Source organism: Aeromonas sp. DNRA1 (assembly GCF_963888745.1).
GTDB lineage: Bacteria > Pseudomonadota > Gammaproteobacteria > Enterobacterales > Aeromonadaceae > Aeromonas > Aeromonas hydrophila.
This window is the reverse complement of record NZ_CAWPKQ010000001.1, coordinates 1166192-1180889: the sequence shown is the minus strand read 5'-3', so window position 1 is coordinate 1180889 and position 14698 is coordinate 1166192. Positions and strand designations below refer to the sequence as shown.

General features: G+C 62.4%; 15 protein-coding genes. 5 read left to right on the top strand and 10 right to left on the bottom strand.

The features are described from left to right. Positions 1-64: 64 nt before the first annotated feature. From arnD to arnB, 4 genes are read right to left on the bottom strand one after another with little or no spacing between them, the layout of a single operon-like run. Positions 65-964, bottom strand: a complete 900-nt coding sequence (gene arnD / locus AACQ43_RS05390; RefSeq protein WP_017410349.1) for a 4-deoxy-4-formamido-L-arabinose-phosphoundecaprenol deformylase — start codon at positions 962-964, stop codon at positions 65-67. Further along, positions 957-2948: a bifunctional UDP-4-amino-4-deoxy-L-arabinose formyltransferase/UDP-glucuronic acid oxidase ArnA gene (arnA, locus tag AACQ43_RS05385; RefSeq protein ID WP_168966338.1), complete on the bottom strand. Its 1992-nt coding sequence runs from the start codon at positions 2946-2948 to the stop codon at positions 957-959. The genes arnD and arnA overlap by 8 nt, the downstream gene beginning before the upstream one ends. Further along, on the bottom strand, positions 2945-3925 hold the full coding sequence (gene arnC / locus AACQ43_RS05380; RefSeq protein ID WP_042065239.1) for an undecaprenyl-phosphate 4-deoxy-4-formamido-L-arabinose transferase: 981 nt from the start codon (positions 3923-3925) through the stop codon (positions 2945-2947). Before arnC ends, arnA begins: the two co-directional genes overlap by 4 nt. Before the next feature lie 6 nt (positions 3926-3931). Further along, positions 3932-5068 carry a UDP-4-amino-4-deoxy-L-arabinose aminotransferase gene (gene arnB / locus AACQ43_RS05375; protein ID WP_042065241.1) on the bottom strand — a complete coding sequence of 379 codons (1137 nt, stop codon included), beginning with the start codon at positions 5066-5068 and terminating at the stop codon, positions 3932-3934. Between the two features lie 220 nt (positions 5069-5288). Here arnB and AACQ43_RS05370 point away from each other — a divergent pair, with 220 nt between their 5' ends. Then, a complete protein-coding gene (locus tag AACQ43_RS05370) occupies positions 5289-6635 on the top strand; it encodes a UDP-glucose dehydrogenase family protein (protein ID WP_045790506.1) in 1347 nt (448 codons plus the stop codon). Positions 6636-7061: 426 nt separating this feature from the next. Here the strand turns inward: AACQ43_RS05370 and AACQ43_RS05365 are convergent, their stop codons facing one another. After that, entirely contained in the window at positions 7062-7304 is a 243-nt protein-coding gene (locus AACQ43_RS05365; RefSeq protein WP_011704929.1) for a YheU family protein, read from the bottom strand. Positions 7305-7387: 83 nt separating this feature from the next. On the opposite strand from AACQ43_RS05365, the gene AACQ43_RS05360 reads away from it, so the two are divergent. Continuing rightward, positions 7388-8548, top strand: a complete 1161-nt coding sequence (locus AACQ43_RS05360; protein WP_168966336.1) for a sensor domain-containing diguanylate cyclase — start codon at positions 7388-7390, stop codon at positions 8546-8548. Here the strand turns inward: AACQ43_RS05360 and AACQ43_RS05355 are convergent. The 3 genes from AACQ43_RS05355 to AACQ43_RS05345 form a co-directional block, all read right to left on the bottom strand. Further along, entirely contained in the window at positions 8530-9513 is a 984-nt protein-coding gene (locus AACQ43_RS05355) for a hydrolase (protein WP_029301673.1), read from the bottom strand. The two genes, AACQ43_RS05360 and AACQ43_RS05355, sit on opposite strands and share 19 nt — an antisense overlap. 67 nt (positions 9514-9580) lie before the next feature. Further along, the gene (locus AACQ43_RS05350) at positions 9581-10480 is read right to left on the bottom strand and encodes a chemotaxis protein (RefSeq protein ID WP_113994663.1); all 900 of its coding nucleotides are present in this window, start codon (positions 10478-10480) and stop codon (positions 9581-9583) included. A 181-nt stretch (positions 10481-10661) separates the two neighbouring features. Next, positions 10662-11348 carry a hypothetical protein gene (locus AACQ43_RS05345; RefSeq protein WP_168966332.1) on the bottom strand — a complete coding sequence of 229 codons (687 nt, stop codon included), beginning with the start codon at positions 11346-11348 and terminating at the stop codon, positions 10662-10664. Between the two features lie 39 nt (positions 11349-11387). Here AACQ43_RS05345 and AACQ43_RS05340 point away from each other — a divergent pair, with 39 nt between their 5' ends. After that, positions 11388-11594, top strand: a complete 207-nt coding sequence (locus AACQ43_RS05340; RefSeq protein ID WP_146062083.1) for a YheV family putative zinc ribbon protein — start codon at positions 11388-11390, stop codon at positions 11592-11594. A gap of 145 nt (positions 11595-11739) precedes the next feature. Further along, positions 11740-12378, top strand: a complete 639-nt coding sequence (locus tag AACQ43_RS05335; RefSeq protein ID WP_011704935.1) for an FKBP-type peptidyl-prolyl cis-trans isomerase — start codon at positions 11740-11742, stop codon at positions 12376-12378. A 63-nt stretch (positions 12379-12441) separates the two neighbouring features. On the opposite strand, the gene AACQ43_RS05330 is transcribed toward AACQ43_RS05335, so the two are convergent. Then, positions 12442-12657: a SlyX family protein gene (locus AACQ43_RS05330; protein ID WP_011704936.1), complete on the bottom strand. Its 216-nt coding sequence runs from the start codon at positions 12655-12657 to the stop codon at positions 12442-12444. 14 nt (positions 12658-12671) lie between these two features. Continuing rightward, positions 12672-13640 carry a WD40 repeat domain-containing protein gene (locus tag AACQ43_RS05325; protein WP_168966330.1) on the bottom strand — a complete coding sequence of 323 codons (969 nt, stop codon included), beginning with the start codon at positions 13638-13640 and terminating at the stop codon, positions 12672-12674. A gap of 119 nt (positions 13641-13759) precedes the next feature. Here AACQ43_RS05325 and fkpA point away from each other — a divergent pair, with 119 nt between their 5' ends. Then, a complete protein-coding gene (gene fkpA, locus AACQ43_RS05320) occupies positions 13760-14566 on the top strand; it encodes an FKBP-type peptidyl-prolyl cis-trans isomerase (RefSeq protein WP_168966328.1) in 807 nt (268 codons plus the stop codon). Positions 14567-14698 lie beyond the last annotated feature (132 nt).

Genomic DNA, 14698 nt, shown 5'->3' with positions numbered 1-14698 from the left:
CCTCTGTTGCATGGTGTGATTAGCGCGATGGTTAGTCCTGCCACCCGAGGTGGCGTCATTCATCTCAGGCCTCGGCCTTGCAGCCGAGCCAGCCTTCCCGTCCGGGCAGGGTGCCGCGTACCAGCCGGCCGGTCGGCAGCGTGGTCGGGTCGGATGGTAACAGATCCCCGAGCGGTACGAAGCGGATGCCGCGCGCCCTGGCTTCGCCGAGCAGGGCATCGAACTGATCCGCCATCACGATCCCTTCCACTTCGGCGTGGATGGTGTAGACGTGGGGGCCCTGCGCCGGCGGGGTCGCCAGCTGATCCAGCAGGAAACGGTTGAAACCGTCGACCGTCACCTGATGCCCCACCACTTCGTCGAAGGTGGGCAGGTTGACCGGGATCTGCGGGGTGCCGGGGCGGCCATCCTGCAGCAGAGGCCGAAACAGGCCGCTGCCGCGACAGTCGCTGTTGTAACGAAAGCCGAACTGCTCCTTGGCCTGGGTGGTGAGCGGGTCGGCGCGCCAGCCGGCGGCGGCGGAGCAATCCACTTCGCGCCCCAGGATCTGGTTGAGCGCATCCACCCCGAGCCGGGTCTGACGAGTGAGCTCGGCTTCGTCCCAGCGGCCGGTGTTGGCTTGCCAGCCGTGGTGATCCCAGGCGTGCAGCCCCACCTCGTGACGGGCGCTGTCGGTGTCACGCATCAGGGAGCCGAGCTGCTTGCCGATGGACTTGCCGGGCCAGGCGGTGCCGGCCAGCAGGATGTCCAGCCCATAGAGGGATGCTGCGTTGGAGCGCAGCATCTTCAGCAGAAAGCGGGGTTTTAGCAGGCGCCACAAGTGGCGCCCCATGTTGTCCGGTCCGACCGAGAAGAAGAAGCTCCCCTTGACCTGATGCTTGTCGAGCAGTTGCAGCAGGCGGGGCACCCCGTCACGGGTCCCCCTGAAGGTATCGACGTCGATCCGCAGACCTACCTCAGTCATGCTCGACTCCCGTGGTGACCGCCCCTTGCAGGAAGAAGTCCAGGGTGTTGCCGATGGTCTCTTCCATCTCGATGGTCGGTTCCCAGTCCAGCAGGCGGCGGGCATTGGCGATGCTCGGCCGACGGTGGGAGACGTCCTGATAGCCGTCGCCGTAGAAGGACTTGCTCTCCACCAGTTTGAAGCCGGCAAACGGCGGGAACTGGTCGCGCAGCGGGTGAGCCTCGAACTTGGCGAGCAGGATCTCGGCCATCTGCTGGATGCTGGCCTCGTTGTCCGGGTTGCCGATGTTGATGATCTGGCCGTCGCAGCGGTTCTCCTTGTTCTCGATGATGCGGAACAGGGCCTCGATGCCGTCCTTGATGTCGGTGAAGCAGCGCTTCTGGGCGCCGCCGTCCACCAGCTGGATCGGGGTGCCGTCCACCAGGTTGAGGATCAGCTGGGTGATGGCGCGGGAGCTGCCGATGCGGGCGGAGTCCAGGCTGTCCAGACGCGGCCCCATCCAGTTGAAGGGACGGAACAGTGTGAAGTTGAGCCCCTCTTTCTTGCCGTAGGCCCAGATGACCCGATCCAGCAGCTGTTTGGAGACCGAGTAGATCCAGCGCTGCTTGTTGATGGGGCCGACGATGAGGCGGGAGCTGTCTTCATCGAAGCTGTGATCGTCGCACATCCCGTACACCTCGGAGGTGGAGGGGAAGATGATGCGCTTGTGGTACTTCACGCAGTAGCGGACGATCTTGAGGTTCTCCTCGAAGTCGAGCTCGAACACGCGCAGCGGGTTGCGGGTGTACTCGATGGGGGTGGCGATGGCCACCAGTGGCAGGATCACGTCGCACTTCTTGATGTGATACTCGATCCACTCGGTGTGGATGCTGATGTCCCCTTCCACGAAGTGGAAGTTGGGGTGACCGATGAAGCGGTCCACCGCGCTGGAGCCGATGTCGAGGCCATACACCTCGTAGCCGCCATCCTGGAGCAGGCGCTCGGTCAGGTGGTTGCCGATGAAGCCGTTGACGCCGAGGATCAGCACCCGGGTCAGCCGCGCCTTGCGCAGGGCATTGCTCGCCTTGGCGCCGATCTTCATCCCTTCGACCAGCCCCAGTTCGCGGGCCAGCTGGGCGCCGCGCACATAGAGCCCGCCTTCGGCCTGACCGGCCACGATCTCCATCACCCCTTCACCGCAGGCGATGCGCAGCGGCTCCTGGCTCAGGATGGTGCCCGGCTGCTTGTCGCTCTGCTGGGCCAGCCAGTGGCTCTTCCACACCGTCAGCTTGCGATCTCCGGCGAAGCTGAAGGCGCCCGGGTAGGGCTGGGTGACGGCGCGTACCAGGTTGTGCAGTTCGCGGGCTGGGCGGTGCCAGTGCAGTTCGCCATCGGCCGGGGTGCGGCGGCCATAGTAGCTGGCCTTGCTCTCATCCTGCGGTGTGAGGCGGATGTCGCCGGCGCGCAGTTTGGGCAGCTCCTGCTCCAGCAGTGTCCGGGCGGCGAGGCGCACCTTGCCGTGCAGGGTCAGCGCGGTGTCGTCATCGGCAATGGTCACCGCCTGCTGGGCGACAATGGCGCCGGCGTCGGGCTTGGCGGTCATCTGATGCAGGGTGATGCCGGTCTCGGTCTCGCCGTTGACCAGACACCAGTTGATGGGCGCGCGGCCGCGGTAGGCGGGCAGCAGGGAGCCGTGCAGGTTAAAGGCGCCGACGGTCGGGATGTCGAGGATCGCCTGCTTGAGCATGTTGCGGTAGTAGAAGGAGAAGAGGGCCTGGGGCGCCAGCTCGCGAATGCGCTCAATCCAGAGCGGGTGGTTCACGTCCTCGGGGGAGTAGACCGGCAGGTTATGCTCGGCGCAGAGCTGGGCGACCGAGCCGAAGAAGCGGTTCTCGCCCGGATCGTCGGCGTGGGTGAAGACGGCCTGGATCTCGTAGCCTGCCTCGAGCAGGGCCTCGATACCGGTGCAACCGATATCGTGATAAGCAAAGACGACGACTTTCATTGTTCAGCTTCCTGTTGCGAAGGGGTGGTGGCGCTGCGTACGATCTGGTGGATGAAGTAGCGGGGACGGGCGCGCACGTCGGTGTACATGCGGCCTATGTATTCTCCCAGCAGCCCCATGCCCAGCAGCTGCACGCCGACAAAGGTGAAGAGAATGGCAAAGAGGGTGAAGACGCCATCGGCGGCCCAGTCGGCGCCCAGAATGAGGCGCATCAGGATCAGCAGGATGGAGAAGGTAAAGCCGATGCCCGCCACCACGCTGCCGACGATGCTGAGCAGACGCAGCGGGGTGGTGGTCATGCAGGTGACTAGGTCATACATCAGGTTGATGAGGTGCATCAGCCCGTATTTGGACTCGCCATGGGCCCGCTCGGCGTGGCCCACTTCCAGCTCGATGGTGCGGCGGGCGAAGCTGTTGGCCAGGATGGGGATGAAGGTGCTGCGCTCCTGGCAGCAGAGCATGGCGTCGATGATGTGACGGCGATAGGCGCGCAGCATGCAGCCGTAGTCGCTCATGTGCACACCGGTGGCCTTTTGCACCGACTTGTTGATGAGCTTGGAGGCGGTCTTGCGAAACCAGGAGTCCTGCCGATTGCGGCGCATGGTGCCCACCACGTCGTAGCCCTGCATGGCGGCCTCCACCAGGCGAGGGATCTCCTCCGGCGGGTTCTGCAGATCCGCATCCAGGGTGATCACCAGATCCCCCTTGGCGGTCTCGAAGCCGGCCATGATGGCGGCGTGCTGGCCGTAGTTGCGGTTGAGCAGCACCCCGACCAGCTTGCTGCCCTCACCGGCGGCTGCGTCTCGGATGAGCTCGGTGGAGCCGTCGTGGCTGCCGTCATCGATCAGGATCACCTCGTAATCCTGTGACAGCTGATCGCAGGCGGCGGTGACCCGGCTCAGCAGCGCGGGCAGGCTGGCCTCCTCGTTGTAGACGGGGATGACCACCGAAACCAGCTTGATGTCAGTGTTGTTCACGTTGCATTACTCCAATATGTCGATAAGGGCCGCGACCACTCGGTCGACGTCGGCCAGCGTCATGTCCGGGAAGAGTGGCAGGGTGCACAGGCGTGACGAGTTCCACTCGGTATGAGGCAGGCTGAGGGTCGGGTAGCGTTCGCGGTAGTATTTCTGGGTATGGGCTGCCCGAAAGTGCAGACCGGTCCCGATGCCGCGCTCCTGCAGTGCCTGCATCAGCTGATCCCGGTCGAGCCCGCAGCGATCCGGGTCGACTCGCACCATGAACAGGTGCCAGGCGTGCAGGTGGGGATACTCGGGGACGGCGAGCGGCGCCAGCGGCAGGCCGGCCAGTCGCTCCTGATAGCGTGCCACCAGTTCGGCCCGCTTGGCGTTGAGCTCGGGCAGGCGCGCCAGCTGCACCAGGGCGATGGCGGCGTTGATGTCGGCCAGGTTGTATTTGAAGCCCGGGGTGATCACCTCCGCCTGCGGCTTGCGGCCCAGGTTCATGCGATCAAAGGCATCCACCCCCAGGCCGTGGAATTTGAGCATCCGTACCTTGTCCGCCAGCGCCTTGTCGTCGGTCACCAGCATGCCCCCTTCGGCGCAGGTCAGGTTCTTGATGGCGTGGAAGGAGAAGATGGCAGTGCCGCTGGCGCCGATCCAGCGCTCCCGGTAGCGAGTACCGACCGCGTGGGCGGCATCCTCGATGACCGGTATGCCGTGCTGGCCGGCCAGCGCCAGGATCGGATCCAGGTCGACCGGGGCGCCGGCGTAGTGGACCGGGATGATGGCTTTGGTCCTGGCGGTGATGAGCGGCGCGATCAGCTCGGCGCTGGTCATCAGGGTATCCGGGTCCACGTCGACGAAGACTGGTTCGGCCCCCAGCAGGGTGATGATGTTGATGGTGGAGACCCAGGTCTGGGAGGGGGTGATCACCTCATCTCCCGGGCCTATGCCCAGCGCCAGCAGAGTGACGTGCATGCCGGCGGTGGCGGAGCAGAGTGCGACCGCGTGCTGGCAGCCGAATGTGTCGCAGAATTGCTGTTCCAGTTCATGATTCTTCGGGCCCGTGGTGATCCAGCCCGATTTCAATACGTCACAGACAGCACTTATCTCGGCATCACCGATGGCGGGCCTCGAAAATGGCAGAAAATCTTGCATAAGAGATCCAACGAAGAATATTAATCAGCGCCCATTAAATTGGGCTCCCCCAAACTGTTTTACTCAACATACGGATATAAAAGCGGGCCTGCAATGGTCCAGAAACAGCTGGTAACAATTAACTGGTGCGGTCATCTTAGGTAATGTGATAAATATTTATAACCCCCCAAACTCTTGTTTTTCCAAATTACATTTTCTCTGACATTTTGGTTGTATCAATATGAACATTACTGTATTTGGAAGTGGCTACGTGGGCCTGGTTCAGGCCACCGTACTGGCCGACGTCGGTCATCAGGTGATCTGTGTCGATGTCGATGAACAGAAGGTGGCAGCCCTGATGGATGGCCAGGTGCCCATCTATGAACCCGGTCTCGAATCCCTGCTGCAGCGCAACATCAAGAGCGGCTCCCTGGTGTTCACCACGGACGCCGTACTGGCCGTCAAGCACGGCGATGTGCAGTTTCTGGCAGTAGGCACGCCACCGGGGGAAGATGGTTCCGCCGATCTGAGCCACGTGCTGACGGTGGCCGAGACCATCGCCCAGTATCGCGATCGGCCCGTCATCATCGTCAACAAGTCGACCGTGCCGGTGGGCACCGCCGACAAGGTGACCGCCAGGGTCAACGCCATCCTGCAGCAGCGGGATCAGTCGTTTTCCTTCGACGTGGTCTCCAATCCCGAATTTCTGAAAGAGGGCTCCGCCATCCAGGATTGCCTGCGGCCGGATCGCATCGTGGTGGGCACCGCCAACGAGGCCTCACGCCAGCTGATGCGCGAGCTCTACGAGCCGTTCAACCGCAACCACGATCGCATCCTGTTCATGGATGTGCGCAGCGCCGAGCTGACCAAGTACGCCGCCAACTGCATGCTGGCCACCAAGATAAGCTTCATCAACGAGATGGCCGGGCTGGCCGAGCGGGTCGGCGCCGATATCGAGATGGTGCGCCAGGGGATAGGCTCGGATCAGCGCATCGGCTATCAGTTCATCTACCCGGGTTGCGGCTATGGCGGCTCCTGTTTTCCCAAGGATGTCAAAGCCTTGCTGGCCACGGCCCAGGAGCTGGAGTACGACACGCCGCTGATCCGGGCGGTGGAGCGAGTCAATGAATTGCAAAAATCGCGGCTGTTTCAGCTGTTGTCAGCGTTCTTCTGCGCCGAAGGGGAGAGCCTGGCCGGCAAGACCATCGCCCTGTGGGGGCTGGCGTTCAAGCCCAACACCGACGACATGCGCGAGGCGCCGAGCCGGGCCTTGATGGAGGCGTTGTGGCAGGCCGGGGCGACTGTGCAGGCCTACGATCCTGAGGCGATGCAGGAGGCCCAGCAAATCTATGGCAACTGTGACAAGCTGCGGTTGATGGGCACCAAGGAGGCGGCGCTGTTTGGTGCGGATGCCCTGGTGATCTGCACTGAGTGGAACCACTTCAAGGCGCCCAATTTTGCCGCCATCAAGCAGGCGTTGCGTTATCCGCTGATCGTCGATGGCCGCAACCTGTTTGATCCGGGCCGGATGAGAGATCATGGTTTTCATTACTACGCCATTGGGCGGGGCGAATCGGTAATGAAATAAAAAGACCATGCCACGCTGCCGCCATGTTTCAGTGCAATGGCAGTGCGGTATCTTTCACGCTGAACAAGACTATTTACGTCACTATTGTTGGTGAGCGTCGTTGTCATATTTATTTAATATTGTGAGCTGATTCACTTTATTAATTTTATATTGCCGCTATGGCCAGGTTCTCTGCATGGCCGCCACTATTAATTAAACCGGTATTGATATGGCCTATTTCCCCGCAGCATATTGCCGCGGGGCAACAATCAATGCATAACATCCGGCCCTATCACGCTGATCAAAATAAAAATGGCCCTCCGCAAGTTCGGAGGGCCATTTTTATTTTCTGAAAGGGACGCGCCAGCCCGGCGGGAACTGTCGGGTGCGTGCCGCCAACGTGTCGGCCCGGCTGGCAAGACCCAGATCGGGATGGCAATGGGCCGGCTATTCCGGTATATCGTCCACCTGAGCCCTGTCGAGGGTCGCCTTGGGCACTATGTTCACGCTTTCGTGCAGCTCGCTGTAAACGATCACGGCCAGCCCCTGCTGCAGCTGTGTCCTGACATCGGCGACCTTGTCGGCCAGACTGACATCATGTTCGCCGTACTCGGTGCCCTCTTGCAGCACGAAGTGTTCGAGCAGGTTGTTGAGGGTGTCTGCATCCAGCTCTTGCCAGGGGATAATCATGGTTTTATCTTCCGTTACCAGAGAGCGGGTATTGTCTATCTGTCGGCAGCAAGCGCAAGGGATTTATATGGCAGCAAGCAGGTATGAACATGCTATCTGACGAACAACGTCGTCTCTCCAGCCACCTCGATCACCATCTGTATGAGTCTCGCCGCCACGCCCTGAGCAAGGGTTTGCGCTGGTTCTGGGCCGTCAACCAGCTGGCGATCCTGTTCCTGCTGGCTCGCTTCTATGTCTATCAGGACGCCCATCTGGTGGTGGCCCGGGTACTGCCCTGGAGCTACGAGGTGCAGCTGGTGCTGATGACCCTGGCCTGCCTGTCGTTTCCGCTGTTCTGGCACTGGCTCTCCCGCCAGCCCCCCGTCATCTGGCAGCCCTGCCTGCGTGCCGGCGCCCTGCTGTGGGGGACTGGCTGGGCGCTGCTCGGCTACGCCATGGCCCTGGTGGAGCTGAGAGGCGGTTTCAGCCTGGCGTTCGATCTCATCAGCATGTTGCTGATGACGGCGCTGGTGGCGCTCTATTGCGAGGTGCGGCTGTTCTACTGCTTCAGCACCCCGCCGCTGCTGTTTCTGCTGCTGGAGGCGCTGCTGGTCAAGGTGCCGTTTCCGGCGGTGCACTGGATGGCGGTGGGCTGTCTCATCATCATGCTGGAGACGGGCAGGCGGATGCTCAACGGCTGGTTCGAGCTGGCGGTGTCCCGTGAGCATGAGAATCTGACCCTGGCCCGCCAGCTCGATGCCATGGCCAAGCGGGACCCGTTGACCGGGCTGGCCAACCGGCGCCACTTCGACAACGTCGGTGAGCAGATCCTGCAGGAGGCGAGAGAGCAGCACGGGGAGTTTGCCATCCTGCTGCTGGATGTGGACTTCTTCAAACGCTTCAACGATCACTACGGCCATCTACAGGGGGACAACTGCCTGATCGCGGTGGCCGACTGCCTGCGCGAGGCCATTCGCCAGCCGGCCGACGTGGTGGCCCGCTATGGCGGGGAGGAGTTCGTGCTGTTGCTGCCCGGTGCCGATGCGCTGGCCGCCAGCGCGATCGCCAAACGCATTGCTGCCGCGCTGGCCGGGCGAGGTATCCTTCATGCGCTGTCGGAGGTGTCGGATCGGGTCACCGTGAGTCAGGGCATCGCTCTGTGGCACGGGGGGCAGGATGGCATCGCCGACATGCTGGTGCGTGCCGATGAGGCGCTCTATCAGGTCAAGGAGGCTGGCCGCAACGGCTACCGGCTCGCCCCCTGAGTCTGCTCTCGCAGCCACTGGCTGATCCGCTCCTCCAGCCAGAACCGCGGCCGCCAGGGTGTACCGTGCAGAAAGCCCACGTGGCCGCCCTGGCGGCTCAGCTCGTAGCGCACCATGGGTGAGAGCTGCTCCGCCTGCGGGATCACCGCCTCGGTCATGAAGGGATCGTCGGCGGCGTGGATCACCAGAGTGGGGATGGGGATCTGCGCCAGCATCCCCAGGCCTGAGCAGCGCTGATAGTAGTGATCGGCACTGTCAAAACCGTGCAGTGGCGCCGTGACCTGCTCATCGAAGTCGCGCAGGGTGGCAATGGCGCGCACTTGCTGCGGCTGCCAGCGGACACCGGCCGCCGCCTGCCGCTGGATCTTCTGCTGCAGGTTGTGGCGCATGGTGCGCAGCAGATAGCTCTGATAGACCCGCGAGAAGCCCTGATTGACCCGATCGGCGCAGCTGTCCAGCCGCAGCGGCGCCGAGATCACCACCGCCGCCGTCAGCTCGCTCGGGCAGGCGCGCGCCAGCAGATTGACCAGCATGTTGCCCCCCAGCGAATAGCCGATGGCGATGAGCGGCTTGCCGGGAAAGCGGCGGCCCAGCTCGGCGATCAGCGCCTGGGCATCCTCGATGGCGCCGGAGTGATAGGCCTGCAGCAGCCGGTTCGGCTCGCCGCTGCAGCCGCGAAAGTGCATCAGCACCGCCTCGCTGCCCTGGCGTTGCAGGTGGGCGAACAGTCCCTTGGCATAGTGGGAGTGAATGCTCCCCTCCAGCCCGTGAAACAGCACGATGAGCGGCCGCTCATCCCGGCTGATCTCGCCGCTCCAGGCGAGATCGACGAAGTCGCCGTCCGCCAGCTCGAAGCGCTCCGCCACGAAGCGGGCCGGTTGCCGGCGCAGCCACTTGGGCAAAATGGTTTGCAGATGGGGGTTGCGCGCCCACCAGGGGGCGTGGAAGTGGCTTTCGATCAGCATGCTGGGTCCGCGGGGTGACAGGGACAGAAAAGGCAACGGCGAGAAGCCGGGCTTCTCGCCGTCGGGATCAGGCCGGCAGGCTGTCGTGGTGCTCGGCACCGCGCAGCATGGCCTGGATCAGTTCGTTGGCTTCAAACTTGGTCAGCGCCTCGTGAGCGCCCACCTGATGGGCCCGCTCCACGCTTATCTCGCTGGAGAGCGAGGTGTGCAGGATGATGTAGGCGCCCGCCAGTTTGGCGTCGCTCTGCACCTCGAAGGCCAGCTCATAGCCGTCGAGCCCCGGCATCTCGATGTCGCTCACCAGGATGTCGATGGGGGTCTTCTGGCTGGCGCGGGTCTGCATCAGGGTCAGCGCATCCTTGCCGTTGGTGCACACCTCATAGGGGATGTTGATGTAGTCCAGCGCCGCCATCAGCTGGCGACGGGCGACCGAGGAGTCATCCACCAGCAGGATCCGCATCGGCTTGATCCGCTCCCGCTGCACGTCGGTCAGTACCGGGTAGAGGTGGCTGGGGTCGTCCGGATAGACCCGGGAGAGGATCAGCTCCACGTCCAGCAGCTGGATCAGCTGGTCATTGACCCGGGTCACGCCGGTGACGAACACGTTGTGGCCGAGGGTGGCGGGCGGCGGCTCAATGTCACGCCAGTTGCACTCGGTGATCTTGTCGATGCCGCGCACCAGAAAGCCCACCAGGGTACGGCGGCAGTCGGTGATGATGATGAAGCAGTGCGGCATCTCTTCCTGGCTGATCGGGCGATAACCCACCGCCATGGCCATGTCGATCACCGGGATGGTGGTGCCACGCATGCTGGCGGCGCCGAGCACGGTCGGGTGCGAGTGCGGCATGGCCGTCAGCTGGGTGTAGGGCACTATCTCTTTCACCTTGAGGGTGCCGATGGCGAAGGATTGCTTGGCCGAGAGATGAAACAGCAACATGCCTTGGGATTGGTTGGCCTTGCTTTTCATGGCAGATGTCCTGTGAGTCAAAACGGTATCAGTCAATTCAGGCCCCTAGCATAAAGGATTATAGAAGAAATGGCCTTGTGGTTATTAACGACCATTGGCCGCAAAACTGGACTCATTTCATCCGTTTATTGCCGCAATCCGCATCTGTGCGCACTGCCTGGGGCCCTCATGGGCGGGGCATTCAGCGCGCCTGCAACGCCTCCAGCGGGGTGCCGAGCCACTGCTGGCAGGCGTGGGTGAGCGCGGCTTCATCCCCATAACCCAGCTTGTTCACCACCTGGGCGCGTTGGCTGCCGCTCTTGAGCAGCCGTACCGCCTGCAGCAGCTGCCACTGAGCGCGCAGTGCGTCGCCCGCCAGTGCCGGGTCGCTGAGGCCATGCTGCGCCAGACATTGCTGCCATGCCGCATCGCTGCCCTCCTGACCGTTTGCCAGCGCCTGCCAGGCGGCCTGCAGGGCATGGTCTGGCTGGGAGGCAATGGGACAGGCCGGCAGCTCGTCGAGAATTACCTGCAAGCGGTGACCGTAGGCACCTTGCCAGTCGCGGGGGCGCTGCCACTGGGCCAGGCCGTCGAGCAGCGCCGCCAGCAGCGGGGTGGGCTGCAGCCAACCCGCCCGCTCTGGCTGCTCCACGCGTACCGAGCAGGTCAGCAGATCATGCTGGCAGCCCGCCAGCGGAGTGAATGCGGCCAGGGCATCGGCACAGAGCCAGAAGTGGCTTCCCGTCGGCATCAGCCACTCATGGGCGCCGAGTCGCAGCAGCGCCGCGCCCCGGGTGATCCGCAGCAGCTGGCCCACCGGCACGCGCTTGCGGGCACCGACTTGCAGATGCGAAGTGGAAAAATGCTGATATTCGATGGCGTGATGCATGTAAAAACCCTGATATGATGCTGCCTGGAGGTAACAAAAATGGAAACCAGACGTAAAAAACGCTTCATTGCCGGTGCGGTCTGCCCGGCGTGCTGCAAAATGGACACCATGATGCTGTATATGGAGCATGGAGTCGAGAAGGTGACCTGTGTCGAGTGCGGGGATACCCAGGTACAGACTCAGGCCGAGGTGGACAAGGTGACCCGGGAGACGGAACAGGTAATCGGCGTGTTTCGTCCCGAGTGAGTGCCAGCCTCAAGGTGATGGCACGCCGGTCAGGCTGGTGGCTGTTGATGACTTTTTCATCACGCTGAGGCCGGACCGACCATATGCTTGTCTGCCTTTTTGAGGTATTCTGGGCCCGTTTTTTTCTATCCGCAGGATCCCTGACATGAAAGTAGCTCCCCTGAGCGTGGTTACGCTGGAATACACGGTCACCGACGAACACGGTGAAGTCATCGACACCACTGTCGGTAAAGAGCCTCTGGTGTATCTGCATGGTACCCGTTATCTGGTCTCCGGCCTCGAAGCCGAGCTGGAAGGTCGCAGCGTGGGCGAGGCGTTCGACGTCACCCTGACGCCGGAGCAGGCCTATGGCCAGTACGACGAGAACCTGGTGCAGGAAGTGCCCGGCGAGCTGTTCGACGGCATGGAAGTGTCTGAAGGGGATACTTTTGTGGCCGAGACCGACGATGGCCACCGTCCGGTGACCGTGATCGAAGTGTCCGAAGAGTTCGTCAAGGTGGATGGCAACCATCCGCTGGCTGGCGTGACCCTGGGCTTCAAGGTCGAGATCAAGGACGTGCGCGCCGCCACTGCCGAAGAGCTGGCTCACGGCCACGTTCACGGTGCCGGTGGTTGCGGTCACGATCATGGCCACGACCATGATCACGACCACGGTCATGAGCACGGCGGTTGCTGCGGTGGTGGCCATCACGGCCACGATCACGGTCATGACCACGGCGACGACCACGGTCACGGCGGCTGCTGCGGTGGCGGCGGTTGCGGTGGCAAGGGCCATCAGCACTGATCACGGCATTGCCGATGATAAAAAAACCCGCGCTAGGCGCGGGTTTTTTATGGCTGGCACTCATCAGTAGTGCGGTGGCGGCGTCTCTTCGGCCATGCTGGCAATCTGGCTCGGCTGCACGCTCTGCAGCTTGTCCACCAGCAGCTGGATCTGATGCTTGAGTCGATCCAGCTCGCGGCCCTGGGTGGTGACCTCGTCGTTGAGCTGCTCCACCGTGTATTCGGCGAAGGCGAGGCGGCTTTCCAGGGTTTCTAGGCGATCGTTTAATTGCTGACTCATGGGCCTTTTGGTCCTTACTTGATAGTCCAGATTTCGGCCAGGCCGCTGGAGCTGGCGCTGACAAGGTGGCTATTGTCGCGCAAAGCCACGCCGTAGACCACTGCGCTCGGCGGTTTCACCCTGGGATGGGGCGAGACGCGCCAGCTCTGCAGCAGGCTGCCGTCGCTCACCTGCCACAGGGAGAGCTGACGGGAGGGGGCGCCGGTGATGAGCCACTTGCCGTCGTTGGCAAAACGCGCCGCGGTGTAGACCTCGAAGCGGTGATCGAACTGCAACCGGCTCAGCTCCTTGCCGGTTGTCAGATCCCAGATGCTGGCCTGGCGGCTGTCGGCGGTGAAGGCGAGCCGTCCGCTCGGGTCGAGCCGGGCCAGCACCACCCGACCGGCGTGGTTGAAGCGCCACACCACCTGGCCCGTGCGGGTATCCCACAGGTAGGCGCTGTAGTCGTTGCCGCCAGTGAGGGCGTAACGGCCGTTGGGGGAGAGATCCACCGTGTTGACCTGCTCGGTGTGGCCGAGAAACTGCAGCCGGCGGCCGGTGCGGGTATCCACCACTTCCGCCTTGCCGTCTTCCCGGCCGATCAGCACCTGGCGACCGTCGGTCGACAGGGCGATGTCCCTCAGCCTGGATTCAGGAAGCGAATAGTAGCCTTGCGACTGGCCATCCTGCAGGCGCCAGATCCCGAAGCTGTCGGGGGTGGCCGTCACGGCGTGGCTGTCGTCCGCCGAGAAACGGGTGATGATGATGAAGTTGTCCGGATTGTCGGACTGGCGCCAGCGCCAGCGCTCCTTGCCCTGTTCCAGGTCCCACACCACAGTGCCCTGGCTCAGGCTGGAGACGATGGCCTGCTTGCCGTCGCTGGCCAGATCGGCGCTCAGCAGCCCCTGGCTGGCGAGGGTCAGTTGTCGGTCCGGCGATGAGCTCTGTTCGCAGCCTGTCAGTATCAGGCAAATCGCGACGAGATAAATGGCACTTTTTATCATTTTTCCTGTCTCATGCTTTCGTTACCTGCGATCACGGCGTTAGTATAAGGCGCTTATCACGATAAACCTCTCATTTCACGAAGGAACCGAGAGCGGTATTTAGAGTTTTGGAGAAACTGATGAACAATTTTCTGAAGGTGTCCCTGTTGGCCGCGGCAGTTGCCGTGAGTCTGACTGCTTGCCAAAAAGACGAGAAGACTGCTGCGAATACCGCAGAGGTCAAGGCAGAAGCCAGCAAGCAGGCAGAGGCCCCCAAGGCTGAAGCCAAGAGCTTTGAAGAGCAATCCGGCTATGCAATTGGCCTCTCCATGGGTCGTTATATCGCCAATACCCTGGAACGTCAGCAGGAGCTCGGCATCAAGCTGGACAACAGCGTCATCCTCAAGGGTGTGACCGACGGTCTGGGCAAAGAAGCCAAGATGACCGACGAGGAGATCCAGAAGGTTCTGCAGCAGTACGACGCCAAGATCAACGAGCTGACCAAGGCCAAGGCTGACAAGGATGCCGTGGAAAACCAGAAGAAGGGTGAAGAGTACCTGGCTGCCAACGCCAAGAAAGAGGGCGTGAAGAGCACCGAATCCGGCCTGCAATACCAGGTCGAGAAGATGGGTACCGGCGCCAAGCCGAAGGCCACCGACATCGTCAAGGTCCACTACACCGGCACCCTGACCGACGGCACCAAGTTCGACAGCTCCGTCGATCGCGGCGAGCCGGCCACCTTCCCGCTCAACCAGGTGATCCCGGGCTGGACCGAAGGCGTGCAGCTGATGCCTGTCGGTTCCAAGTTCAAGTTCTTCCTGCCGTCCAAGCTGGCCTACGGCGAGCACGGTGCGGGTTCCATCCCGGCCAATGCCGTGCTGGTATTCGACGTTGAGCTGCTGGCTATCGAGAAGCCGGCTGCCGATGGCGACAACGCCAAGAAGTAAGCGGACAACGTTGACAAAACGGCTCCTTAGGGAGCCGTTTTTACTTGTAACTCTGCCCGAATGGCGGGATAAAAGAGAGTATCGCCAACTGTGCTAACATGGCGAACGACACCCGAAATAGACAACAAAATC

Bases quoted from the DNA above. Each gene is read 5' to 3' on its own strand.
- arnD (WP_017410349.1), bottom strand. From the start codon at position 964: ATGACTGAGGTAGGTCTGCGGATCGACGTCGATACCTTCAGGGGGACC.
- arnA (WP_168966338.1), bottom strand. From the start codon at position 2,948: ATGAAAGTCGTCGTCTTTGCTTATCACGATATCGGTTGCACCGGTATC.
- arnB (WP_042065241.1), bottom strand. From the start codon at position 5,068: ATGCAAGATTTTCTGCCATTTTCGAGGCCCGCCATCGGTGATGCCGAG.
- AACQ43_RS05370 (WP_045790506.1), top strand. From the start codon at position 5,289: ATGAACATTACTGTATTTGGAAGTGGCTACGTGGGCCTGGTTCAGGCC.
- AACQ43_RS05365 (WP_011704929.1), bottom strand. From the start codon at position 7,304: ATGATTATCCCCTGGCAAGAGCTGGATGCAGACACCCTCAACAACCTG.
- AACQ43_RS05360 (WP_168966336.1), top strand. From the start codon at position 7,388: ATGAACATGCTATCTGACGAACAACGTCGTCTCTCCAGCCACCTCGAT.
- AACQ43_RS05355 (WP_029301673.1), bottom strand. From the start codon at position 9,513: ATGCTGATCGAAAGCCACTTCCACGCCCCCTGGTGGGCGCGCAACCCC.
- AACQ43_RS05350 (WP_113994663.1), bottom strand. From the start codon at position 10,480: ATGAAAAGCAAGGCCAACCAATCCCAAGGCATGTTGCTGTTTCATCTC.
- AACQ43_RS05345 (WP_168966332.1), bottom strand. From the start codon at position 11,348: ATGCATCACGCCATCGAATATCAGCATTTTTCCACTTCGCATCTGCAA.
- AACQ43_RS05340 (WP_146062083.1), top strand. From the start codon at position 11,388: ATGGAAACCAGACGTAAAAAACGCTTCATTGCCGGTGCGGTCTGCCCG.
- AACQ43_RS05335 (WP_011704935.1), top strand. From the start codon at position 11,740: ATGAAAGTAGCTCCCCTGAGCGTGGTTACGCTGGAATACACGGTCACC.
- AACQ43_RS05330 (WP_011704936.1), bottom strand. From the start codon at position 12,657: ATGAGTCAGCAATTAAACGATCGCCTAGAAACCCTGGAAAGCCGCCTC.
- AACQ43_RS05325 (WP_168966330.1), bottom strand. From the start codon at position 13,640: ATGATAAAAAGTGCCATTTATCTCGTCGCGATTTGCCTGATACTGACA.
- fkpA (WP_168966328.1), top strand. From the start codon at position 13,760: ATGAACAATTTTCTGAAGGTGTCCCTGTTGGCCGCGGCAGTTGCCGTG.